Genomic DNA, 23656 nt, shown 5'->3' on the forward strand with positions numbered 1-23656 from the left:
TGAGAACGTGGTAGAGGCCTCGTATCAGTTCCCGTTAAACCTCAATCGCGACGGCAGGGGTGGGTAGTTGCGGCTTTGGGCGATGTCATCGACGAAGCCGGCGTCAAACGGCTGGTTCAGGTCGGCGCCGTCAAACGGGAAGCTGCCACGCGGTGTGCGCGGGTATTGGCCGTCATCCATCGGCGCGATGGTCTGGCTGGCGGCCTTGGCCTCGCGCGAGATCTGGCGGGTGAGTTTGCGGGCCTCGGCATCGGTGGCCACGACCTGTGGGCGCAAAAGCACCAGCAGCACGCGCTGGTTCTTGGAGGCGTTTTTGCCCCGGAACAGTCCGCCCAGAAGCGGGATTTTCGACAGCCCCGGCACCCGTTGATTGGCGCTGCCCGAGCCATTTTCCAAAAGGCCGCCCAGCATCACCACGTTGCCGTCACGCACCAGAACGGTGGTGGAAATGGCACGTTTCGAGGTGATCTCGCCGCCCGAGGCCGAGGTGGTGCGGGTGAGGTTCGAGACCTCCTGGTTGATCAGCATCTTGACAGTGCGGTCGGCGTTGATCTGGGGCGTGACGGCGAGGGTCAGGCCGACATCCTGACGTTCGACCGTCTGGAACGGGTTTTCCGGGTTCGAGCCTGAGCCGGTCGAGGTGAAGGAGCCCGTGACGAAGGGCACGTTCTGGGCGACGACGATCTCGGCCTCTTTGTTGTTCAGCGTCATGATCGACGGCGTCGACAGAAGCCGGGTCGATTGCTGGGTGGCCACGGCCGCCAGGAACCCGGCAATGCCGTTTGAACCGTTGCGTGGCACACCGGCAAGGATACCACCATTGCCCACGTCGACGGTCTGTTCGTTGACGATGGCACTGACCAGGCTGGTCAGCGTCGGGCGGCCCTGCATCGAGAATTGTGCCCCACCGACGATGGCCTGGTTCACGATGCCGCCGAACTGGGCGGTGAGGTCCGAGAATCCTTCAACGGTCATTTCAAAGATCACCGCTTCGACAAGCACCTGGGTCGGGCGGCGATCAAGGTATTTGACCATGTTCTGGATGTCGTCGATCCGGTCCTGCGGCGCGGTGATCAGCAGGGAATTGGTCTGTGGTTCGGGAACGATATGAATCTGCCCCTCGGTTTGCGGGTTTTCGCTTTGCAGGCTGCGCAGCACGATATCGGCGAGAGTGGCGGCCTCGGCATAGTTGAGGCCGATAGCGGTGGAGACGGTGTTGTTGCGCTGGGTATCAAGCCGGCTGGCCAGGGCACGCACCTGCTGGCGAAGCTGGTCGGGGCCAGAGATGACCAGCGCGTTCGAGCGCCGGTCGACGGTCACCGAGGCGCCTTCGGGCACGATATTCATGGCCTGCACCACCTGCAGCACCTCTGCCGCGTTGGCGTTGCGCAGGCGGATCATCTCGATCGGTTTCTCGGAAGGTTTGTCGAGCCGCTTGATCAGGCCTTCGATGCGGCGATGGTTCTGGCCACGGTCGGAAAGGATGATCAGGTTCGAGCCGGGCACGATGGACATCACCGCCTCGGCCGGCAGGAGCGGGCGGACCACCTCGGTCACCTCGGCAGGCGTGGCGTTCTGCAACTCGATCACCCGGGTCTGGTAGCTGCCATCGGCAACGCCCAGGCGCGAACCGGGCGACATTTCACGGGCTGAGTTCATCGCCACGATCTTGTCCGAGCCAACGCCTTCGATGATGGTCAGGCGGTTGAGCTCCAGCACCGACAGGAAGACCTCGTATAGCTCGTCGGGGGTGAGCGTGCCGGGGGCGAGGATAGTGACGGTGCCGCGCACGTTCGGGTCGAGCACGTAATTGCGCCCCGTGGTTTCGGCGACGATTTCGACGAAACTGCGCAGATCGGCATCGCGCAAATCCAGCCGGACCTGGGCCGATGCGGGGATCGCCATCAGGGCGGATAACCCCAACGCCAGAAAAAGGGCCAGCACATGCGCCCTTGCCGTCACAAGTCTGTTCATAACCTGCTCTCTGCCTGCTTTGCCACGCGTGCCCGGGTCTTTGTTGACCTCTTCCAACACAGGCGGCTGCCTCTGATTTTTTGTCAGTTTAACCTAGTTCACCGGGAAATGGCACAAAATCCTTCAACGCTTTGCAAGATGTGGCCGAAATCCCTCGGACCCTAAAGCGTTTCTGCATATTGCCGTGCCTCAACAACCTGTCGAAACACTTTATTGGGCAAAGCCCAGAAGTGCCGGGTCGGCCTGGCCATCGGTAATCCAGACGCCGTCATGGTCGATCCGGTCGATCAGGTAGCCATCGTCGAGCCTGTCTCCCGCCCGCAATACCTTTTGCCCGGTGGGATGCGAAATCATCGCCAGCGTCACATCACCGGACTGAACCAGCCCGGTCAGGGTGTAGCCCAGGCTTTCGATCGGGGGCATCTGCGGTTTTGGCGGTTGCGGCTCGGCGACGGGTGTCGGCGGCTGCGGTTCCGGTTGTGGCGGCATCGGCGGCTGCGGTTCGCCAAACAGCGCGGGCCAGACACGGGGCGGTTCTGGCTCGGTCGCGATTTGCGCCTCGCTGGTGTCGACAATCGCCAGCGGCGTCAGGGCCGGGGGTGGATCCTTGACCTCGTGCCATAGGCCCTGGCCCGCCAGGGCGGCGGCGGTCAGGGCGATCAGGGTGAGCAAAGCGGCAACAAAGCGCATCTGAAATCCTTGGCGGTCTTGAAATACTTGGACCGGGCGATACTGGCATGTTAATTTCCATTAATAATATACCAAAAAAGTATGAGAGCACAATGCAGGCAGGACAAATCCTAAAGGTCGGGCTATCCGGCATGGCGCTTATTGCGCTTGTAGGTTGTGAAGAAGGCGCCCCCTTCGGACAACAGACGTTCCGCGCGCAATATGCCGTGGCGCGGCAATCCCTTGAAAACGGGCAATATGAGAAAGCAGGGCGCAGCTACCAGAGGTTGTTGGAGCAGGCTGGGCCATTGGCCCCGCGGATTCGGCTGGAATATGCCCACACGCTGTTACGGCAAGGGGATTTCCCCCAGGCAGCGGCGCAGGCGGGCAGCCTTGTGCAAGGATCAACCGGTGCGGCGCGGGCTGCAGCGCTGGCTGTGCAGGCAACGGCCGAGCACGAGATGGCGCTGCAATTCCTGGCCCAGGGCGACCGGGTCAAAGGCAAACAATACCTGATCCGAGCCGACAAGGGCATGGCCGAAGTTTTGAAGAAACACCCCGAGATGGACCCGATTGGCAGCCTTGCGGCGCGTCGGGCCAGCATCAAGGTGCGCAAGGCGGCCTTGTGAGCACCTGATGCCACGGTTTTCGGCCAATCTTGGGTTTCTGTGGACTGATCGGTCGTTGCCGGAGGCGATCCGGGCGGCGGCGCGGGCGGGCTTTGCCGCGGTGGAATGCCATTGGCCCTATGACGAAGATGCCGGTGAGGTTGCGGCGGCGCTGAGCGAAACTGGCTTGCCGATGCTGGGGATCAACACCGTGCGCGGTGGCGCAGGGGAGTTCGGCCTGGCGGCGCTACCCGGGCGCGAGGTCGAGGCGCGGGCCGCCATCGAGCAGGCGGTGGCCTATGCCATGGCCATCGGCGCGCAGGCGGTGCATGTGATGGCCGGCAAGGTTCAGGGGCCAGCCGCAAGAGCGGTGTTTCTGGACAATCTCGACTATGCCTGCGGGTTGGCGGGGCAGCAGGGGATCACGGTTCTGATCGAGCCGCTGAACCAGTGGGATGCGCCGGGCTATTTCCTGCAAACAACTGATCAGGCGGACGAGGTTATCGGCGCATTGGGGGCCGCGAACCTGAAGCTGATGTTTGATTGCTATCACGTGGCGCGGCAAGAAGGAGATGTGGCGGTGCGGCTTGAGCGGTTGTTGCCAATCATCGGCCATATTCAGTTTGCCGGAGTGCCGGAGCGTGGTGCGCCTGAGCTGGGCGATTTGGACTACAATGCACTGTTTCGAACCATCGACTCGCTGGGATGGTCCCGGCCTCTGGGGGCGGAATACCGGCCCGAGGGGGATACCCGTGACAGCCTGGGTTGGATGACAGCCTTGGGTTGAACTGCGCAGGACGTCCCGGGGGCGGCTTCACAGGTTACAGTCCCTTTGATACATTAAAAATCATGTAACGCGACGAATCGCGTGGATTTTGGGAGGAATCATGAACAAATTTACCAAACTGCTGAGCAGTGCCGCGATCTGTGTCGGCACTTTTGCAGGCGCCGCCATGGCGGAAACCAAGCTGGTCATCTCGACCTGGCTGCCGCCGAAACATGCGATCAACACGGGCATGTTCCAGGGCCTGATCGACATGATGGAAGAGGCCACAGGCGGTGAAGTGACCGCCGAGCTGAAACACGGGCTGGCCCCGCCGCCGGCGCAGATGGACCTGGTAATGGACGGCGCGGCCGATTTCGCCATCATCTTTCATGGCTATCAGCCGGGTCGCTTCACCGGCACAAAGCTGATCGAACTGCCGGGCTATGAGGGCAATGCCGAGGCCGCTTCGGTCGCTTACTGGCGCGTGCATGAAAAGCACCTGGCCAAGCTGGACGAACATCGCGGCGTCAAGCTGGTGTCGCTCAACACGCACGGACCGGGGCAGGTTCACTCGAACGCAAAAGTGACCGAGATGAGCCAGATCAACGGCATGAAAATCCGTATCGGTGGCGGTGTTGCCGGTGATGTGGGCGCGGCACTGGGCATGAAGGGTATTCGCGTACCTGCGCCGAAAGTGTACGAGACGCTGGCCTCGAACGCGGCTGACGGTGTGGCGATGCCGGTGGAAAGCCGCCGGGGCTTCAAGCTGACCGAAGTCGCCAAGAACGTCTATGAAATGCCGGGCGGTTTCTATCGCGGCTCGTTTGCCGTGATCATGAGCCAGGAGGCGTTTGATGCCCTGCCGGAAGCGGCCCAAAAGGCGCTGGACGAGAAGGTGTTCGGTGAACCGGCGAGCCGTATGATGGGCGCCGTCTGGGACGCGTCGGACGCAGCCGGTTACGAGGCCACCAACGGCGCAGCGGATAACGTGATCAACGTCGCCAACGAGGCCGACCAGGCAGCGTTTGGCAAGATTGCAGCTGACGTCACCGCCAAGGTTCTGGCCGAGCTGGAAGCGGCCGGTGTGGATGCACAGGCGGCCTATGACATGGTCAAGTCCGAGATGGCCGCGAACTAAGCGGTTGCCTTGAAAAATTTGGGGCGGCGCAGTTTTGTGCCGCCTCGACCTTTATCCGAGGCCAGGCGATGCATGTGATATCCAACCTTTTGCGCAAGAGCGCGGCCTTGCCGGTGGCGGTGGCCAGCGCGGCGCTGTTCTTCCTGATGATCCTGACCTTTTGCGACGTGGTGTTGCGGTCAGCCTTCAATGCGCCGATCGAGGCCGCGACCGAGCTGACGCGGATTTCCATGGCGATCACCGTGTTTGCAGTGATGCCGGTGATGTCGGCACGGGGGGAGCATATCAGCGTAGACCTGCTGGACGGGGTGTTTCAGAGGCTGCGGTTGACGCGTATCCGCGATGCCATCGTGTTCATCGGCTGCGGCGTCATGCTGTACTGGCCGGCGGGACGAGTTGTGGTGTTGGCCGAGAGGGCGCGGGATTACGGTGACGTAACCGAATACCTGGGCATCCCGGTGTTCTACATGGGCTGGTTCATCGCAATTATGACTTATCTGACCATGATGGCGATGGTGCTTCGGGGGCTTGCCATCCTGTTCGCGCCGCAACTGTTGGAGCGTCAATCATGATCGAGGGAATGATCGGATTTGCCTGCGTCCTGGCGCTGGTTCTGGTGCGGGTGCCGATTGCCTTTGCCATGGGGCTGGTCGGGATGATCGGCTACACGCTCGAAAGCAGCTATCGCGGGGCCATTTCGATGGTGGCGCGGCTGATCATCGACACGGCGCAGGATTATGGCCTTTCGGTCGTGCCGCTCTTCATCCTGATGGGACTGTTTGTGAACAAGGGCGGGATCAGCCGCGAGCTTTATGCCGCCGCCAACGCTTTCATGGGGCATTTCAAGGGCGGGCTGGCGATGGCGACCATCGTGGCCTGCGGCGGATTTGCCGCGATTTCCGGCTCGTCACTGGCGACGGCGGCGACCATGTCGAAGGTGGCGATGCCCGAGATGCGGCGGTTCAACTATGATGACCGGCTGAGCACGGCGTCGATTGCGGCCGGGGGAACGTTGGGCATTCTGATCCCGCCAAGCGTGATCCTTGTGATTTATGGTCTTCTGACCGAGACCTCGATTGGTAAACTTTTCATCGCAGGGGTGATCCCGGGGATGCTGGGCATCCTGTTCTACCTGTTGGCGGTACGCTGGTCGGTCTGGCGCAATCCTGCCTCGGGACCTGCCGGGCCGCGGACCGATTGGGCCGGGCGAGTTTCCGCGCTGAAAGGCGTCTGGGCGGTGATGCTGCTGTTCTTCCTGGTGATTGGCGGGCTGTATGGTGTTCTGGACTTCTATCCACTGAACCTGACCTTTTCACCGACCGAGGCGGCGGGGATGGGGGCGATGGGAGCTTTTGTCATCGCGCTGGCGCGGCGGCGGCTGTCATTCAAGGACACGCTTGAGGTGCTGAAAGATACGGCGATCACGGCGGCGTCGCTGTTTGCCGTGTTGATCGGGGCGTGGATTTTCTCGAATTTCGTCAACCGGGCGGGGCTGCCCGAGGCTTTGTTGGCGCTTGTGACCGATAACAACCTCAGCCCGTGGATGGTGATGGCGGTGATCCTTGTCATTTACATCGCGTTGGGCTGTGTGTTCGAGAGCCTGTCGATGCTTTTGCTGACCGTGCCGATCTTTTATCCGCTGGTGACGTCGCTGGGGTTTGACCCGGTGTGGTTTGGTATCATCGTCGTGGTGGTGACCGAGATCAGCCTGATCACACCGCCTGTCGGGTTGAACGTGTTCGTGCTCAAAGGGGTGGTCGGAGACGTCAGCACCGGCACGATCTTCCGCGGTGTTACACCGTTCTGGGTGATGGACATCCTGCGATTGGCACTGCTTCTGGCGATCCCGGCACTGGCGCTATACCTGCCGTCACAGATGTGAGAACGGGATGCAGGATCTGAAATCGGATAAGGTGGAAAGCCCCGCGTCGCTGACCGGGTTGCCGTCGTACCTGATGATGCGGATCACCCACGCTTATAAACAGTCGCTGCATGAGAAGTTGAAGCCGATCGGGCTCAACATGATTTCGACGCGGATCGTCGTATCGCTGAAGATGTTTCAGGAGATGACGGTGAGCGAGCTGTGTGTGCACGCGATTGCCGAACAACCCACCATGAGCCGGGCGCTGGACAAGCTGGAAGGCGACGGGATCGTCGAGCGCCGCGTCAGTGAAGAGGACCACCGAGCGCGGGCGGTGCGGCTGACCGAGAAGGGGGCTGGATATGTTGAAAAAATCCTGCCGGGGATGCTGGGCCTGAACGAAAAACTGATGCAGGATGTTCCGGAGGCGGATCGCGTTGTGTTCATGCGAACGCTTCTGAAAGTTCTGGAAAACGCGGATGGGCGGGACTAGGCCGCCCGCATTCAAAAGGGTTTGAGCCATGGGGAAACGAATTGCATTGGTGACAGGTGCGGCGCAGGGCATCGGTTTTGCCTGTGCCGAGGCCTTGGTCGCGGACGGATTTCGCGTGGTTTTGAGCGATGTCAACGCCGAAGGATTGGCGGAGGCCACGGCAAAAATCGGCGGCGACGCGGTTTCGATGGTTTGCGACATGAGCGACGTGGCGGCGATTGGCGCGTTGTTTGATCGGATCGAGGCTGAGATCGGGCCGGTGGGGGCTTTGGTGAATAACGCCGGGATCGGATTGCCTGGGTCGTTCCTGGAGTATCCGCTGGAGGATTTTCAGAAGGTTCTTGATGTGAACGTGACTGGTGTTTTTGCGGCCACGCAACGGGCGGCGCAGACCATGGTCGAAAAGGCCATCAAGGGCGCCATCGTCAACATGTCGTCGATCAACGCGGTGGTGGCGATCCCGGCGATCCCGGCCTATTGCGCCAGCAAAGGCGCGGTGATGCAGCTGACCAAGGCATCGTCCTTGGCGCTGGCCGAGCATGGCATCCGGGTCAACGCGGTGGGGCCGGGATCGATCGATACCGAGATGATGGCGGCGGTGAATTCCAACCCCGCGGCGATGCAGAAAGCCCTGTCGCGCACGCCGCTGGGGCGCATGGGCGAGGCGAAGGAAATCGCCGATGCGGTGGCCTTTCTGATCAGCGACAAGGCCAGCTATATCACTGGCGAGACGATCTATGTCGATGGTGGGCGGCTGGGGCAGAACTATCCGGTTTGATCATTGATTTCGAATTGGCTTTTCCAATCCGACAAGGCGCAAAATGCATGGCATTTTGTCGCTCGGTTTTCGGCTGGGGGGCCAGCCCCCCAGACCCCCCGGGATATTTTTGGCAAGAGGAAGGATTGGGACCCGCATTTTCATGTCCGCGTTGCGTTTCCGCGTGGGGTAGCCTCATCATGCCGCGTGCCAATCACGTCAAACTTGTCGATCCAGTTGCGTACCGAGAAGACATCGAAATAGATTGTCAGCAAAGATGGAAGCACCAGAACCACGAGGATCATCGAGGCGGTCAGGCCGGCAGCAACCGACAGGACAAGCGGCACCATGATCTGCACCTGTGGGCTGCCGTCTGCCATCAGCGGGATCAACCCGACGACCGTGGTCCCGGTGCTGAGAAGGATCGGGCGGAACCGGTCGCGCACGGCGTCCAGTGCGGCCGAGACGTGGTCTTCGTCTTTCAGGTGGGTCTGAAAGAAGGTGAGGAACAGGATGGCGTTGTTGACCACGATGCCCGCCAGCGAGGCAAAACCGATGAAGCTGGGCATGGCGAGGTCGATACCCATTGCCCAGTGACCCATGATCGTGCCGATCAGGGCAAACGGAATCGATAACATGACAACCAGCGGCAGGGTGTAGCTGCGGAACTGGAAGGCCAGTATCAGGTAGACACCTGCAAGACCGAGGAGCAGCTTTGATTGCATCGAGGCTGTGGATTTGGCCTGATCTTCGGAGGCACCGCCGATGTCGATGCTGATACCGGAATAAAGGGTTTCCAGCTCGGGTCCGACCTCGTCCACGGCAAAGGTGGCGATGGCGGTGGCGGTCACGGCGTCGCGGTCGATCTGACCGATGATGTTGGCCTCGGTCTGGCCGTTACGGCGGTTGATCGCCGGGTAACTTGTGGTCAATTCAATGTCGGCGACCGTAGCCAATTCTGTCAGCTTGCCATTGCCGACCGAAATCGGGAACTGTTCCAGCTTGGTCAGGCTGTCGACTGCGTTGTCGAGTTCCACACGCACGGTAACAGTGGAGAGGCCTGATCGGAAATTGTCAGTCTCGGACCCGGAAAAGGCCTGCCGCAACTGGTCGGCCAGGGATTGCGGCGTAAGGCCGATGGCGCTGCCATAGGCGTTGAGCGACAGGCTGGCCTCGAACCGGCCCCCGTGGAAATTCAGGAAGGCCTCGGTCACGTCATCGCGGGCCAGAAGCCGGGCCAGCATTTCGGCACCTGCGGCTTCGACCTGTGCGAGGTCACGGCCCAATATGCGGATGTCAATATCCGAGCCGCCCGGGCCAAGTTCGGCCTGGGCAAAGCTGGCTTGCACGAGGTCGGGGATCGGTCCGGCCTCGGCCCGCCATTGGGCCAGGACATCGTCGGCACGGATATTACGGCGCGAGCTTTCCAGCAGATCGACGGTCAGGGTGACGGTGTTGGAACCGTTGTCATTGACGTCGGAATTGGTGGCGTATTGCACCAGTACCCGTTTGACCAGGGGCTCTTGCCCTTCGGTCTTGGGCGTCAACTGGGCGTTAACGCGATCCAGCGCCGAGGTCAGCTGATCCACGGTTTCGACGGTGCGTTCGCGGGCGATACCCGAGGACAGAGCAAGTTTCACTTGAACCGTGTCACCTTCGATCGCCGGGAACCCGACAACCTTGATCTGACCCGATGTGACCAGCCCGACCGACAGGATCAGTGCGGCAATGACCGAGCCAACGGTCAGATAACGTACCTTAACAAAGGCTCCGGCCAGCGGGATCACGATCTTTTCCTTGAACGCCTCAATGGCGCGGGCGGCGGGGCGGTTGTGAGAATTGTCAGGGTTGTCGGGGCCGTGGCCGCCGCTGAGGTGGTGCGGCAGGATTAGGAACCCCTCGACAAGCGAGAGCGCCAGCGTCAGCAGCAGAACCATCGGAATGAATTGCAGAACCCGGCCCATGTCGCCGGCCAGAAACATCAGTGGGCCAAAGACACAGGCGGTCGTCAGGAAGGACGAGGTCACGCCGGGGATCACTTCGAGCAGGCCTTTGGTGGCGGCTTCGCGCTGGCCAGCGCGTTTGCGCCAAAGCGCGATGTTTTCGGCAATCACGATAGAATCGTCCATGATCAGGCCCACCGCCATCAACAGCGCCACAAGGGTGATCATATTGATTGAAATGCCCAGCGTGCTCATCAGGAACATGGTGCCCAGGAAGCTGACCGGCAGGGCGGCGGCGATCCACAGCGCGTCGCGCAGGGTAAAGAACAACCACATGGTGCAAAAGACCAGGAACAGGCCGATACCGGTGTTCTTGAGGATCAGGTTGAGCCGTTCATTCACCAGGTCGGTCATGTTGAAGGTGATGGTCAGGTCGAACGGTTCGGGGAATTTCGCGCGCTCTTCGACCAGAAGGGCCTCGACCCGGTTGTAGGCGCGGATCGCGTCCGCCTCCTTGGTTTTGAAGAGGTAGATGATTGCAGCCTGCTTACCGTTGATGAAGGATTCCTGGTTTTCGTCCAGGTCGACCAGGTTGACCGAGGCCACATCACTCAGTTGGACAACGCCGCCGCTCGCGGTTTGCAGGATGATCAGGTCTTCGAGCTCGGCCTTGTTGCGCCGCGTGTCGGCGTATTTGAGGGTCAGGCTTTGTTCGTCCGTGAGCATAGCGCCCAAGGGCAGACGCAAGGAACGAGCGTTGATGGCGTTAACGATATCCTTGCCGGAGAGGCCATAGCGGCGCAGGGCGAGATCATCGAAACTGACCCGCAATTCGCGGTCGGTGATGCCCGAAACGCGAGCTTCGGTTACGCCTTCGAGGTGTTGCAGGCGGTCGGCCAGCGTGTCGGAATAGCGGATCAGCCCCTCTTTTCCGTCGATACCTGACACCGCAAGCATGGCTATGAGTTCGGTATTGCCCTGAAGCTTGATCATCGGGGTTTCGGTCTCGGTCGGGAAGTCATTGATCCCTGAAACCGAGGAAAACACATCATTGTAGAACTGGATCTCGTCGCCGCCTTCATCCAGTTCCGCTGCGGCCTGGGCCACGCCGTCGATGGCAAGGCAGGTCATATCGGCCAGACCGGTGGTGCCGGTCAGGGCGTCTTCGATGGGGGCGCAGACCTCTTCTGCGACGTCGCGGGCCGAGGCGCCGGGATAGGCAACGGTGACCGATACGATCGACTTGGAAATGTCGGGGAAGGTTTCACGCTTGATGTTGCTGATGCTGGCAAGACCCAGAAGACATAGGCCCACCATCAAAAGGTTGGCGGCGACCGGGTGGCGGACGAACCATCCGAACATCTCAGTTTCCCCCGTTCGCGGGAACGATATCCAGCGCCATGCCAAGAACAGGTGGCTGCGGGTTGGTTAGGATCAGGGTGTCACCGGGAGCAAGCCCGTCGCGCACGATCACCTCGTCGCCAAGAACGGCACCGAGGGTCAGCGCTGTCTTAGCCAGCCGCGCATCATCTCCCACCACGTAGGCAAAGGGCGCGCCGATGTCGTCATAGCGCACGGACTGGCGCGGGATGGCGAGGATATTGTCGACCTGAGGCGAGGAGAACTGCACCGAAACAAAGGCCCCGACATTGAGCGGCGGGCGTGACTGGGCCCTGCTGCTGATCAGCGGGTCATCGACCCGGACGATCAGACCAAGCGCGCCGGTGGTGCTGTCCAAGGTGCCACGCATACGGACGATTTCGGCGGGCCAACGGGCGTTGGGGCGGCCGGGGTCCGTGGTTGTTTCCGAGACGACCTGAGCCGTGATGCCGGCGTCGCGGAAGATCGAAACAGCCTGAGTTGTGTCTATTGTGCCGCTGTCGCTGCCCTTGTTCCGAAGCGCCAGGCTGATCATCGGGGCAAAGGCAGCGGGTTGCAGCTCGGCGGTGATTTCGGCGGCAGAAATGTCTTGTAGTTCGAGCACCTTGTCGCCCAAGCGCACGAACTGCCCCTGTTCAATGTTCAGCGCCGAGACGCGGGCCTTGAAAGGCGCGGTGACGCGGGTTTTAGCAATCGAGCGTTCGGCATCGGCCAGATCGGCCTTGCGCACTTTGAGGGTGGCTTCGAGCGATTGGCGTTTCGAAGGGTAGAGCGCCTGTGTATTGCGCAGGTTGGTGATCGCGGTGGACTGCGCCAGCAGAGTTTTTTCAGCCTTGTCGAGCGCGGCTTGTGTAGAGGTGCCCCGGTCCACCAGGGCCTTCACCCTGTCGTATTCGGCTTGGGCAACCGCAAGAACGCGTTCCTCAAGTTCAAGCGAATTGCGGGTGTTGCCCTCTTGCCCGTCAAGTTCGGCCAGCTGTGCCTCGACCGAGGCGATGTTGGCCACCGCCTTTTCGCGGGCAAGTTCGTAATCGGTGGCGTCGATGCTGAAGAGGGTCGATCCGGCCTCGACGATGCTGCCGACGGCGAGATCGGTCTGCAGATCTTCCATCCGGCCCTGCACCTCGGCTACGGCGGTCCACTCATGCACCGGTTCGACCCGGCCATAGCCGATGGCGGTGGCGTTTGCGGGCTTTTCCGCCAGGGTGAATGTGCGCACGGCCAGACGGGTTTCGGGCTTGGGCGCAGGTTCTGTCGGCACGGTTTCGTTCATCTTCATGAAGCCGAACACGGCCAGCGCGATAGGGGGGATGAAGAGCAGGGGTTTGAGGTTCATGTGAACGCTTCCGTCAATGGGGCGGCATGTCGGGGTGCCACTTCTGATGTGGGCGTTATCCTGCGCCCGGGCAATGGTAGATGGGTGACGTTGACGCAGAAGCGCCGACGCTTGCAAGCTTTTACGGTCGTCTCGCCACCTTCCGTCGCAAAAAATTCGCGTCGATCAGATGTCGATGGTGATTTCCGTCTCATCGGCGGCTGCGCGGGATTGGCAAGTGACGATTTCGCTCTCGCGTTGCTTGTTGGACAGGACAAAATCACGGTGTTCGACCTTTCCCTTGAGCAGCCCGCATTTGCAGACACCACAAATCCCGTCCGAGCATTTCACATCCACATGCACACCGTTTTCCAGCAGGATCTCCGCGAGATCCTTATCGGCGGGCACAGAAAGGGTTTTACCGGACTTGGCGAGGTGCACGGTGAACTCGTGGTTCACATAGTCGGGCTGTTCGGGGACCGAGAAATATTCAAGGTGGCGCGCCTCTTCGGGGAAGCCTTGCCGCTCGGCGGACTGCATGACGCCGTCCATGAACCGGTCAGGTCCGCAGGTGTAGACATGCCAACCCGGTTGGTAACCTGATAGCACCTTATCGAGATCAGCGCGGGTGCCCTTGTCTGAGAAATGAAGTGAAACGCGGTCCTTCCACGCGACATTGGCGAGGTCATAAAGGTAGCCTGCGCCGTCTTTGCGGCTCGCGGAATAGTGCAGTTCGAAATCGTGGCCCAGGGCGTGCAGGCGGTGGGCGAAGGCGATCATTGGGGTGATGCCGATGCCGCCGCCCATCAAGAAGGTTTTCGTCGCGGTTTCGTCCAGTTCGAAATGGTTGATCGGTTTCGACAGGAACACCCGCCGGCCCTCGGTGAAGATGCGGTGCAGCATTTTCGAACCGCCGCGGCCTTCATCCTCGCGCAACACGCCGATCTGGTAGGTGGAGCGGTCGGCCGGATTGCCGGACATGGAGTATTGCCGCAGGAATTCGGGCGTGACCACCACGTCGAGATGCGCGCCTGCCGTCCATTCCGGCAGAGCGCTGCCGTCGAAGGAGGAGAATTCGTATTTGGTGACGTCCGGAGTCATCTGGTCCACGCGTGAGATGCGAGCTTTGATCACCGGGGCATCGTCGTAAGAGGGGTATTCGTGGGCCAGCCCCTTGGTGTCACCGCGCGACAGGCGGACTTTATATTCGCCCGCGGTGATCAGCGCCTGGTAGGCTTGGATGCCAGCCTCGCGATCCATCGGGAAGGGATATGGCCAGGGCGGCGGAGCCAGAGTGGCGGGATAGACCGCCAGGGTCTGGTCCTCGTACTTCAGGTCAAGATCGGTTTGCAGGCCCCGTTGGTTGGGTTCGTAGGTTGGCGCGCGATAGCCGCCATCCTCTTTGATCTCGATATCCCACCACCATTTCTTGGCCGGGTTCAGCGAGCCATGGCCGAGCCAGTCATCAAGCCGGGCCAGAGGTGGCGCGGTGAAGGGCAGGTTCATTGCCGCCCAGCGGAAGGGACGTTCGGAAAAGATACCTTCGAGGTTCCACGGACAGGTCTTCATGCAGCGCCCGCACATGGCACCGCCTTCGTTGGTCACTCGATAGGTGGTGCATTTCTGGCTATCGGATTTCCAGATTTCATAGCCGTTGAACATCAGCTTCGGCCCGGCGGTGATCGCGCCGGAAGGGCATTCGCGGGCGCATTTGTTGCAGGCCTCGCAGAACTTCTGAAGCCCGAAATCGATCGGCTTGTCATGGGCCAAGGGCATGTCGGTGGTGACCACGCCGGATTTGAGACGGGGCCCGAGCAGCGGGTGCAGAATGACTTCGCCTATACGAGAGACCTCGCCCAGACCCGACAGGAGTAGCAGGGGAGGTTGCAGCACTTCGCCGTCCATCACCGAGTGGGCCTTGGCAGAGTAGCCCAGGTTGCGGATCTGCTTGGCGATGACCCCGCCAAGCAGGGAAAACCGCAGATAGGCGCGCATCGACTGGGCCACGGCAATCCAATCGTCACCGGAAGCGCCCTCCATGGTCTCATACCCCTGGTCGAGGATCATCGAGATGGCGTTGTCGTGCGGTGGAATCAGCTCTTCGCCGGTGGCGTCATGGGAGTACCAGGTCCAGTCCGGGCAGCGTGAGATACCCACCGCGTCGGTGCCAAGGAAATAACTTGCGGCCTTGACGTTTTGCGCGTTGCGTTCCGCTTCGGTCGGTTTGGCGGCGTCTTTGTTGGCGGGGCCGTCCTGCAACAGGACAAAGGCGCCAAGAACGCGGCGTTGCGCCATCGAAGGGGCGGATTTGCGCACGTAATGCCCGCCGATGGTCGCGGCCTGCACCTTCTTGCCCATGTCGCCGAACTGGGCGCGGGCGAACATGTCGGTGCGTTTGGGAACCCGGGCAACGCGGCCCTCGTCGATGAAAGTTGTAGGCTGGTCGACGCGTTTCAATTTCTCGAAGGGGAGCGATCCATCGGCATAGTTGCGGCGAGCATAGGGATCGCGGTTGAACGCGCCCTTGACCGTACCCTTGCCCAGTTTCCACGCCAGACCAAGATGTTGGCTGGACATCGGGGCCAGCAGGGCGTCGGTGGCCAATTCAAAATCGGTGGTGACGACGGCAACGCCAAAACCTTCGCCCAGATGTGGTGCGATGAGTTTGCCGTTTTCGAGCGCGGCAAGGCCGGAGGCCACGGTCAGGCGATTGAGATCGACATCGGAAGACGAAGACGTGTGCGCCTTGGCCTCGTATCCCAGCAGGCGAATGTAGTTGGCAAGGACCACCGCCGCCTCGGTGGCGCGCAGGCAGGCGCGGTGGTCTTGAGCGTCCATGATCCATTCGGCACCAGGTTCGTCCGCGTGCGGATCACGGTGATGCTCAAAGAGGCAGACAATGGCGTGGCTGTGGCTGTCGATGGAACTGGGCGGGGCCTCCATCGATTCCTTGAGGTCGGCCATGATCAGGTCGATGCCCGAGGCCAGCGTCTTGGTCTGCCGGGTGCGCAGATCATGGGCGAGGCGGTCGATCTCGGGGTTTCTGATCGGGTTTTGCAGCCGGGCCTCGTCGGGCAGGCGGCAGATGCCCATCATCGAGGCATCCGAGAAATAGCCGAAGCCCTTGATATGCTCGGCCCGCTCGCGCGGATCGGACGGGATTTCGGCCTTCTGGGGATTGACGATCCCGTCGCGGATCGCGTCCATCATCGCCTGGTATTCACCCATCGCATTGACCAGCGAGTGCGGTGTGTCGAGCCGCTCGAAAGACAGGGCTGCCATCGGTGGCACCGCGTTCAGGTCCGCATGCCCCGAGGCGCGGGCCAGATTCTCGAGCGGATAGGGGCCAAGGTGGAAGGCGCGGTTCCGGGTCGAGAAGAAACGTGTGCCCATGAGGACTCCTGATCAGTTCGTTGCGCGCCGGGGTACACTAGCCGGTTCGGGACTGGGGCGGAATAGGGGTTTGATAGGTCGTTGATGTGCATGCTTATCTTTTCCTTGAAGTAAAATGATAAGTATGATTACTATATTGGAATTGAAAACCAACGAGAGGCCACGCCATGCAGTTTCATGTCAACGGGTTTCGCGCCGGGGATCCGGACGTCCATGCCGCCGCTGAGGCCCCGGTACGAGTGAACGGTGCCAACGGCCTGCCGGAAAAGGTTGATGTGCTGATTGCCGGCTGTGGACCGGCGGGGCTGTGCCTTGCGGCGCAACTGGCGGCCTTCCCCGAGATTGCCACGATGATCGTCGAGCCCAAGGACGGCCCGATGGAAAAAGGGCAGGCGGATGGGATCAACGTGCGTTCGATGGAGATGTTTCAGGCCTTTGGCTTTGCCGACAAGGTCAAGCGCGAATCCCATTGGATCAACGAAACCACCTTCTGGATGCCGAACCCAGAGGTGCCCGGTGAAATCGCCCGCGTCGGGCGGGTGCAGGACGTGGCAGACGGGCTGAGTGAGATGCCACATGTGCTGATCAATCAGGGCCGGGTGCATGACATGTATCTCGACGTCATGCGCAATTCACCGTCGCGATTGGAACCGGACTACCAGTTGCAGGTGGTCGATCTGGAGGTGGACGCCGAGGTCAGCGAGTACCCCGTGACCGTGACGCTGGAGCATACCGCGCCGGGTCGTGAGGGAGAACGCGAGACGGTGCGGGCCAACTACGTGGCGGGCTGTGACGGCGCGCGCAGCAATGTGCGCCGGGCGATTGGTGGAGCGTTGCATGGCGATGCGGCACACCAGGCCTGGGGCGTGATGGACGTGCTGGTGACCACCGACTTCCCGGACCTGCGGATGAAATGCATTGTCCAGTCACAGGCTGAGGGCAATATCCTTGTGCTGCCGCGAGAAGGCGGGCACCTGGTGCGGTTCTATGTCGAGTTGGACAAGCTTGATGAAAGTGAACGCGTCGCCGACCGGGGGCTTGGGATTGACGACATCATCGCCAAAGCGGCGCGGATCATGGCGCCATACAGCTTCGATGTGAAAGAGGTGGTGTGGTGGTCGATCTATGAAATCGGGCATCGGCTGACCGACAAGTTCGACGATGTGCCGGCAGGGCAGACCGGCGACCGCACGCCGCGAGTGTTCACTGCGGGCGATGCCTGTCACACCCACAGCCCCAAGGCGGGGCAGGGGATGAACGTGTCGATGGGTGACGCGTTCAACCTCGGCTGGAAGCTGATTTCGGTGTTGACCGGGCGGGCCGCGCCGGAACTCTTGCATTCCTATTCCGACGAGCGCCGGGCGGCCGCCAAGGGTTTGGTGGACTACGATCACCAATGGGCCCGGATCGTCAGCGCGCCGCCAAGTGACGGTGAGGGTGGCATGCCACGGGTGCAGCGGCAGTTCATTGACGGTGGTACCTTTACCGCCGGGTTGACCGTGCAATACGCACCCTCGGCCTTGACGGATGATGACCGTTTCCAAGGGCTGGCCCCGGGATTCGAGATCGGGAAACGGTTCCATTCCGCGCCGGTGGTCCGGCTGTCGGATGCCAAGCCGATGCATTTGGGTCATGTGATTGAGGCGGGCATTCGCTGGACCGTGTTCCTGTTTGCACCGCGGAGCCCGCAGGCGCTGGATGATCTGTGTACCCGGTTGGAAAACGACCCCAGCTCGCCGCTGAACAGGTATCGCCGCGAAGGCGAGGATATCGACACCCTGATCGACTTCCGGGGCGTGTTCCAGCAAGGAATCCGCGACCTGGCCTATGGTGATATGCCGCCGCTGCTGCGCCCTGGTGTCGGCCGCTACGGCTTGACCGACTATGAAAAGATCTTCTGTGCCGACGTGAAAAGTGGCGAGGATATCTTTGACATGCGTGGCGTAGATCGAGACAAGGGATGCATGGTGGTGGTGCGGCCGGATCAGCACGTGGCGCAGGTTTTGCCGCTGGATGCGGACCAGGAACTGGTGCACTTTTTCGGCGGCGTTTTCCAAATGCCTGACGGGGGTTGATCCGGACCATTGAAGGGGACAAACTGGGCTTTGAGCGTAATAGTTTCATTGAGTCCCAGTGGCTTATCTAGGGCAAAAGAAAGAATAGACCGGAGGCCCCCCGATGTCCTTGCTGTTTGCTGTGCTTCGGCGTTTGCGCGGGCTGAAACGGGCCACCATGTTTTTCGGCGCGGGGGCAGTGATGCTGACCTTGTCGGCCTGTTCCGACACCGGCCCGGTCTATCTGACGGCGGAGGCGCTTCAAGCCTGGGTCAGGACACCGGGAGCGGTTGATCCGCGGTCCGACCGGGCGCCTGCCGTGTCCGAAGATGCTGTACGTTTCGCCCTGTCACGGGGGCAGCGCCGGTCGATGCTGCGCACCGGCAATGAATGGCTTGTCGGGCAGAGCTATCTCTTCGGGTTCGATGTTCGCGCCGATCGCAAGCAGCTGGGCAACAGGCCGGTGGTCATTTCTCGCCTGATGCGCAAGAGCGATCCGACGCGGGTGCTGGCGGAGGTCAGGCTGGATGCGCGTAACGGCGTCACGGTGATGGGACGCAGCTGTATCCCGGCCAACGCGTTGGGGACATGGCACCAGGTCGAGATGCGAATTAGGCTGGCCGACGATGATACCGGTTTTTTCGAGGTATTTTGCGACCGCAAACCGGTCTGGGCACAAAGTGAATTGCGCACAACCCAACCGCCAATTTGCCGCCGAAGTGCGGGGTGCAACCAACCTGTGGCCAAACCTGTGGCCTTTGAATGGCAGTTTGGCCTGCTGGCGGTTGGCCGAGCGACCCGTGCGGTACAGGTTGAAATGCAGCGGGTGTTCTACCATCGGTTGTTTGTGATCCCGAACCGAGTTGGCCGGCTTTAATCGTGAAAAACGTGGTTTGAACCCGAACGGTTGCATTCCGCCGGGACCCGCTATCGCTTCGGAAACCGAGGGTTTTACCAGGCTGGTTGTGCGTTGGATCAGCCAATTGCACGTCCATTTCGGTCAGCGTTGCCGCGTGCCAAGCTCGATGGATGGGTTAGTTCAGGCCTAATGAGTGATGCGAAACTAAGTAATTACACCAATAGCCACACGGAATTATTGTCATGTGAATGAACTGCGAGGGCAAAGGAGACGCGCGTGCCGGAACAGGGACCGAATGCCATCGAAGTCAGGGAGGCAGTGAAGCGATACGGTGATTTCACCGCGCTGAAGCGCATTACCCTGACGATCGAGGACAACGAATTCTTCACGCTGCTGGGGCCGTCGGGCTGTGGCAAGACCACGCTTTTGCGGATGATCGCCGGGTTCGAGGATGTAACCGAGGGCGAGATTTTCCTGTTTGGCGAGGAAATTGAGAACCTGCCGCCAAACAAGCGGCCGGTGAACACGGTGTTCCAGAATTACGCCTTGTTTCCGCATCTGACTGTTCTCGACAACGTGGCCTTTGGCCTGGAAATGCGCGGCGCATCCAAGCCCGAGGCACGCACCCAGGCAGGTGAGATGCTTGAGCTGGTGCAGCTGAGCCAATTTGCCGGACGCAAGCCATCGCAACTGTCGGGCGGGCAGCAACAGCGCGTGGCGCTGGCCCGGGCACTGGCACCGAAACCCAAGGTGTTGCTGCTGGACGAGCCGCTTTCGGCGCTGGACCTGAAGCTCAGGAAAGCGATGCAGCTGGAGCTGAAGCACCTGCAGCGCGAAACCGGGATCACCTTCATCTTCGTCACCCATGACCAGGAAGAGGCGCTGACCATGTCGGACCGGATCGCGGTCATGTCGGCGGGCGAGTTGCAGCAGCTGGGCGAGGCACGCGACATCTATGAACGCCCGCGCAACATGTTCGTGGCCGACTTCATCGGCGAAACCAACCTGCTTGATGTGTCGGTCGATGCCATTCGGGACGGCCGCGCGATCTGCCATCTGGGCGGCGGGCACGAGTTGACCTGCAACGCGGTCGACGGGATCGGTATAGGCGCGCATGTACACATGTCGGTGCGGCCCGAGCGCCTGTTCATTTCGGACGCGCCAACTGAAAGCGAGAGCCTGAAAGGGACCGTGGTTGAAAACGTCTTTGTCGGCACCGACATCACCACCATCGTTGATCTGGCCGACGGGCCGAACTTTTCCGTGCGAACCTCGAATTCAGACCGCGGCAACAAGCGCATCTTCGAAGCCGGCGCGCCGGTTTTCGTCAACATGGAGCTGGGGGCCGCGCGCCTCCTGGTTGACTGATGGCGGGCGGGGCGGCAAGCGGTGGCAGCGCCACGACCGACACTTATGCTGAAGCCAGACATTGGCTTTTGCTTCCATCCTGGATCGTGCTGCTGGGATTGTCGCTGATCCCGGTAGGAATGATGCTGATCTATTCCTTCCTGACCAAGGAGTTCCGTGGCGGAGTGATCTGGGAGTTCAGTTTTGGCGCCTATGATCAATTCTTTTGTGACCGGGGCCTGTTCGGCGATGAGGCCTGCAAGATCGAATGGACCTATATCCTGATCTTCTGGCGGTCGATCTGGCAGGCGGGCGCGGCGACGCTCCTGAGCCTGGCGATCGGCTTTCCAACGGCGTATTACATTGCGACGCGGCCGGCTAAGGTGCGCCCGCTCTGGGTCTTTCTGATCACCATTCCCTATTGGGTGAACCTGCTGATCCGGACCGTGTCGATGAAGTTCCTGCTGCGTGACGAGGGTCCGCTGAACGGGTTCTTGATGAATATCGGCCTGATCGACGATCCGATCCGCATCATCAACACAAATTTTGCGGTGCAGCTGGGGCTATTCTATTCCTATTTGCCGTTCATGGTGTTGCCGATCTATGCGGCGGTCGAGCGATACAATTTTGCGCTCTCCGAGGCGGCGGCGGACCTTTATGCCAGTAAATGGACCACCTTGCGGAGGGTTCTTCTGCCCGCGGTGAAGCCGGGTGTGGTGGCGGGCTGCATTCTGGTCTTCGTGCCGTCGCTGGGCTCGTTTCTGGCGCCGGATCTTCTGGGCGGGGCCAAGAACTTCATGATCGGTTCGCTGATCGAGGAGCAGTTCAAGGGCAATGCCGGCAACTGGCCTTTCGGGGCGGCGGCCTCGATGATCCTGTTGACCCTGGTCCTGATCATCCTGCTGATCTTTGCCCGCCAGCAGGCCAAGGCGGAAAAGGAGGCGGGATGATGGCCAGCAAGACCGGCGACGTCCGCAGCTACAAGGGCTTTCGGGCCATCACCCTTTTGTGCCTGGTGATCCTCTATGCGCCGCTGGTGGTGGTCACGATCTATTCCTTCAACGCCTCGAAATCGATCACCGTGTGGGAGGGGCTGTCGCTGCAATGGTACGCGGATGTCTTCACTGGGCCGGAGAGCGGCAAGTTCAAGCTGGCAGCGCGCAACAGTTTTGTCATCGCGATCATTGCCGCGACGGTCTCGACCACGATCGCCACGCTGGCGGCCACGGCGATCATCCGGGGTGGCAGGTTCCGCCTGCGCAGGGTCAGCTTCGGGCTGATCACGCTGCCCTTGATGGTGCCCGAGATCGTGACCGCGGTTGCGACGCTGATCTTCTTTAACGCGATTGGCTTCGACCGCGGGCTGATGACCATCGTCCTGGCGCATATCGCGTTTTGCATTCCGTTTGCCTACCTGCCGATCTCGGCCCGGATGCAAGGGATCGAAGACAGCTATGAACAGGCAGCGATGGACCTTTATGCCAGCAAGCGGCAGGCCTTTACCAGGATCCTGCTGCCGCTGATGATGCCCGGCATTATCTCGGGCTTTCTGCTGGCTTTCATTGTCAGCCTGGATGACTTCATCATTACCAATTTCGTCAAGGGGGCCGGTGTCGAAACCCTGCCTACGGCGATTTTCGGGTCGGTCAAGCAGGGGATCAAACCGAACATCATGGCCATATCGACCATGTTGCTGGCCGTGTCCGTGTTGATGGTCACGATCAGCTATTTTGTCAGCAAGTCTGACAACACCAAGTAATCAACAGTGGAGAGGAAACGATGAAAACACTTCTGAAATCGGGCGTTGCTGCCCTTGCCCTGAGCTTGGGCGCCAATGCCGCCGCCGCGGAGGGCAAACTGGTGATTTATCACTGGTTCGAATACATGCCGCAGGAGCTTTTGGACAAGTTCACCGCCGAGACCGGGATCGAGGTGACGATGGACACCTATGACAGCAACGAGGCGATGCTGGCCTCGCTCAAGGCCGGGGCGCTGGGCACCTATGACGTGGCGGTGCCGGGCGATTACATGGTCGAGATCATGGCCGGTGAGGGCATGCTGGACACGATCGCCGACGGTGAGTTGGCCAACAAGGGCAACATCGCGCCGGAATGGGCCGACCCGTCCTTCGACCCGGGCCGCACGCATTCGATCCCGTACCAGTGGGGTTCGACCTCGTTCATGGTGGATACGGCCGTCTATGGGGGCGATATCGACACCACGGACATCCTGTTCAATCCACCGGCGGAACTCAGCGGCAAGATCAACATGCTCGACAGTCAGGGCGAGGTTATGGCGATGGCCGCGCTGCATGTGGGTATGGAGCAATGCTCGACTGACCGCGAAAAGCTGAAAGCGCTGAACGCGATGATGATAGATGCCAAGTCGCACTGGGCCTCCTTCAACAGCGACACCGCCAAGGAGGTTCTGGTTTCGGGTGACGCCGCAGTGGGTCAGATCTATGACGGGTTCGGCGCCAAGGCGCGGGCCGAGAAGGCAACGTTGAAATATGCCTTCCCGACCCAGGGCTATGTGGTGTGGATGGATAACGTGGTGCTTCTGAAGGATGCACCGAACCGCGACAGTGCCATCAAGTTCATGGATTTCCTATTGAAACCGGAAAACATTGCCGCCGTGTCGAACTATGCCCGCTATGGCGCCGGTGTCACCGGGGTTGGGCCGCACCTTGATCCCGAACTGGCAACCCTGCCGGAATCGAATCCGCCAGCCAGCGCCGGTGACGGCGTGTTCATCCAAGTCTGCGACGAAGCCACCCAGGCCGTCTATGACCAGATCTGGACCAACGTGAAGAAGTAACGCCTGGTCCTTTTCGAGAATTTCGCCCCGGACGGTTCCCGCTGTCCGGGGTTTTGCGTTTTGGGGACAGCTTCGCTTGGCCCGTGTCAGGATGTGTTGACGCTGGCTTGTAGTCCGAAACGAACCTGCCGGCCCAACTTGACCTTCCCAAATGCCCACGGCGGAAAATCGCCGGACTGTGCCGTGTTTGGCGCCCATGTAATGCACCGTGATGCGGTTGATGTTGGTTTTCCCCGTGTCTTGGGGTAGTTTGCCTGCCAAGAAGGCCGAAAAACGGTCACA

18 protein-coding genes are annotated in these 23656 nt (G+C 60.8%); 13 read left to right on the top strand and 5 right to left on the bottom strand.

The window, feature by feature from the left end; translation table 11 throughout:
- Positions 1-24: 24 nt before the first annotated feature.
- Positions 25-1974, bottom strand: coding sequence for a type II secretion system secretin GspD (gene gspD / locus RXV86_RS00315; protein ID WP_316296808.1), 1950 nt, complete (start codon positions 1972-1974; stop codon positions 25-27).
- A 210-nt stretch (positions 1975-2184) separates the two neighbouring features.
- Positions 2185-2664: a type II secretion system protein N gene (locus RXV86_RS00320; RefSeq protein ID WP_316296809.1), complete on the bottom strand. Its 480-nt coding sequence runs from the start codon at positions 2662-2664 to the stop codon at positions 2185-2187.
- 92 nt (positions 2665-2756) lie between these two features.
- Between RXV86_RS00320 and RXV86_RS00325 the strand changes: the two genes are divergently transcribed.
- From RXV86_RS00325 to RXV86_RS00355, 7 genes are all read left to right on the top strand, one after another.
- Positions 2757-3272 (top strand): hypothetical protein, encoded by a 516-nt coding sequence (locus tag RXV86_RS00325; protein ID WP_316296810.1) that lies wholly within the window; start codon positions 2757-2759, stop codon positions 3270-3272.
- 7 nt (positions 3273-3279) lie between these two features.
- A complete protein-coding gene (locus RXV86_RS00330) occupies positions 3280-4038 on the top strand; it encodes a TIM barrel protein (RefSeq protein WP_316296811.1) in 759 nt (252 codons plus the stop codon).
- Between the two features lie 100 nt (positions 4039-4138).
- Entirely contained in the window at positions 4139-5155 is a 1017-nt protein-coding gene (locus RXV86_RS00335; protein ID WP_316296812.1) for a TRAP transporter substrate-binding protein, read from the top strand.
- A gap of 68 nt (positions 5156-5223) precedes the next feature.
- Complete coding sequence (locus RXV86_RS00340; protein ID WP_316296813.1) at positions 5224-5727, top strand: TRAP transporter small permease subunit; 504 nt, start codon at positions 5224-5226, stop codon at positions 5725-5727.
- Complete coding sequence (locus RXV86_RS00345) at positions 5724-7037, top strand: TRAP transporter large permease (RefSeq protein WP_316296814.1); 1314 nt, start codon at positions 5724-5726, stop codon at positions 7035-7037. The genes RXV86_RS00340 and RXV86_RS00345 overlap by 4 nt, the downstream gene beginning before the upstream one ends.
- Before the next feature lie 7 nt (positions 7038-7044).
- A complete protein-coding gene (locus tag RXV86_RS00350; RefSeq protein ID WP_316296815.1) occupies positions 7045-7509 on the top strand; it encodes a MarR family transcriptional regulator in 465 nt (154 codons plus the stop codon).
- 28 nt (positions 7510-7537) lie between these two features.
- Positions 7538-8287: an SDR family oxidoreductase gene (locus tag RXV86_RS00355; protein ID WP_316296816.1), complete on the top strand. Its 750-nt coding sequence runs from the start codon at positions 7538-7540 to the stop codon at positions 8285-8287.
- A 140-nt stretch (positions 8288-8427) separates the two neighbouring features.
- Here RXV86_RS00355 and RXV86_RS00360 read toward each other — a convergent pair whose 3' ends face one another.
- The 3 genes from RXV86_RS00360 to RXV86_RS00370 form a co-directional block, all read right to left on the bottom strand.
- Positions 8428-11571 (bottom strand): efflux RND transporter permease subunit, encoded by a 3144-nt coding sequence (locus RXV86_RS00360; RefSeq protein WP_316296817.1) that lies wholly within the window; start codon positions 11569-11571, stop codon positions 8428-8430.
- Between the two features lies 1 nt (position 11572).
- Positions 11573-12925, bottom strand: coding sequence for an HlyD family efflux transporter periplasmic adaptor subunit (locus RXV86_RS00365; RefSeq protein WP_316296818.1), 1353 nt, complete (start codon positions 12923-12925; stop codon positions 11573-11575).
- A 165-nt stretch (positions 12926-13090) separates the two neighbouring features.
- Complete coding sequence (locus RXV86_RS00370) at positions 13091-16297, bottom strand: reductive dehalogenase (protein ID WP_316296819.1); 3207 nt, start codon at positions 16295-16297, stop codon at positions 13091-13093.
- A gap of 167 nt (positions 16298-16464) precedes the next feature.
- On the opposite strand from RXV86_RS00370, the gene RXV86_RS00375 reads away from it, so the two are divergent.
- The 6 genes from RXV86_RS00375 to RXV86_RS00400 all read left to right on the top strand — a co-directional run bounded on the left by RXV86_RS00375 (position 16465) and on the right by RXV86_RS00400 (position 23374).
- Positions 16465-18372 (top strand): FAD-dependent monooxygenase, encoded by a 1908-nt coding sequence (locus RXV86_RS00375; protein ID WP_316296820.1) that lies wholly within the window; start codon positions 16465-16467, stop codon positions 18370-18372.
- Positions 18373-18475: 103 nt separating this feature from the next.
- Positions 18476-19228 (top strand): hypothetical protein, encoded by a 753-nt coding sequence (locus RXV86_RS00380; protein WP_316296821.1) that lies wholly within the window; start codon positions 18476-18478, stop codon positions 19226-19228.
- Between the two features lie 258 nt (positions 19229-19486).
- Positions 19487-20578 (top strand): ABC transporter ATP-binding protein, encoded by a 1092-nt coding sequence (locus tag RXV86_RS00385; protein WP_316296822.1) that lies wholly within the window; start codon positions 19487-19489, stop codon positions 20576-20578.
- The gene (locus RXV86_RS00390) at positions 20578-21507 is read left to right on the top strand and encodes an ABC transporter permease (RefSeq protein WP_316296823.1); all 930 of its coding nucleotides are present in this window, start codon (positions 20578-20580) and stop codon (positions 21505-21507) included. The genes RXV86_RS00385 and RXV86_RS00390 overlap by 1 nt, the downstream gene beginning before the upstream one ends.
- The gene (locus RXV86_RS00395) at positions 21507-22316 is read left to right on the top strand and encodes an ABC transporter permease (RefSeq protein ID WP_316296824.1); all 810 of its coding nucleotides are present in this window, start codon (positions 21507-21509) and stop codon (positions 22314-22316) included. Before RXV86_RS00390 ends, RXV86_RS00395 begins: the two co-directional genes overlap by 1 nt.
- A 20-nt stretch (positions 22317-22336) precedes the next feature.
- Positions 22337-23374: an extracellular solute-binding protein gene (locus RXV86_RS00400; protein WP_316296825.1), complete on the top strand. Its 1038-nt coding sequence runs from the start codon at positions 22337-22339 to the stop codon at positions 23372-23374.
- The last annotated feature ends 282 nt before the right edge of the window (positions 23375-23656 follow it).

The sequence above is a fragment of the Aliisedimentitalea sp. MJ-SS2 genome, from assembly GCF_032586155.1.
In the GTDB taxonomy this organism is placed as follows: Bacteria; Pseudomonadota; Alphaproteobacteria; order Rhodobacterales; family Rhodobacteraceae; genus JAWHTC01.

Excerpts from the sequence above, each read along its gene's own strand:
- RXV86_RS00370 (WP_316296819.1), bottom strand. The coding sequence starts at position 16,297 with ATGGGCACACGTTTCTTCTCGACCCGGAACCGCGCCTTCCACCTTGGC.
- gspD (WP_316296808.1), bottom strand. The coding sequence starts at position 1,974 with ATGAACAGACTTGTGACGGCAAGGGCGCATGTGCTGGCCCTTTTTCTG.
- RXV86_RS00335 (WP_316296812.1), top strand. The coding sequence starts at position 4,139 with ATGAACAAATTTACCAAACTGCTGAGCAGTGCCGCGATCTGTGTCGGC.
- RXV86_RS00400 (WP_316296825.1), top strand. The coding sequence starts at position 22,337 with ATGAAAACACTTCTGAAATCGGGCGTTGCTGCCCTTGCCCTGAGCTTG.
- RXV86_RS00340 (WP_316296813.1), top strand. The coding sequence starts at position 5,224 with ATGCATGTGATATCCAACCTTTTGCGCAAGAGCGCGGCCTTGCCGGTG.
- RXV86_RS00330 (WP_316296811.1), top strand. The coding sequence starts at position 3,280 with ATGCCACGGTTTTCGGCCAATCTTGGGTTTCTGTGGACTGATCGGTCG.
- RXV86_RS00375 (WP_316296820.1), top strand. The coding sequence starts at position 16,465 with ATGCAGTTTCATGTCAACGGGTTTCGCGCCGGGGATCCGGACGTCCAT.
- RXV86_RS00395 (WP_316296824.1), top strand. The coding sequence starts at position 21,507 with ATGGCCAGCAAGACCGGCGACGTCCGCAGCTACAAGGGCTTTCGGGCC.
- RXV86_RS00390 (WP_316296823.1), top strand. The coding sequence starts at position 20,578 with ATGGCGGGCGGGGCGGCAAGCGGTGGCAGCGCCACGACCGACACTTAT.
- RXV86_RS00350 (WP_316296815.1), top strand. The coding sequence starts at position 7,045 with ATGCAGGATCTGAAATCGGATAAGGTGGAAAGCCCCGCGTCGCTGACC.
- RXV86_RS00325 (WP_316296810.1), top strand. The coding sequence starts at position 2,757 with ATGCAGGCAGGACAAATCCTAAAGGTCGGGCTATCCGGCATGGCGCTT.
- RXV86_RS00360 (WP_316296817.1), bottom strand. The coding sequence starts at position 11,571 with ATGTTCGGATGGTTCGTCCGCCACCCGGTCGCCGCCAACCTTTTGATG.
- RXV86_RS00345 (WP_316296814.1), top strand. The coding sequence starts at position 5,724 with ATGATCGAGGGAATGATCGGATTTGCCTGCGTCCTGGCGCTGGTTCTG.
- RXV86_RS00365 (WP_316296818.1), bottom strand. The coding sequence starts at position 12,925 with ATGAACCTCAAACCCCTGCTCTTCATCCCCCCTATCGCGCTGGCCGTG.
- RXV86_RS00380 (WP_316296821.1), top strand. The coding sequence starts at position 18,476 with ATGTCCTTGCTGTTTGCTGTGCTTCGGCGTTTGCGCGGGCTGAAACGG.
- RXV86_RS00320 (WP_316296809.1), bottom strand. The coding sequence starts at position 2,664 with ATGCGCTTTGTTGCCGCTTTGCTCACCCTGATCGCCCTGACCGCCGCC.
- RXV86_RS00355 (WP_316296816.1), top strand. The coding sequence starts at position 7,538 with ATGGGGAAACGAATTGCATTGGTGACAGGTGCGGCGCAGGGCATCGGT.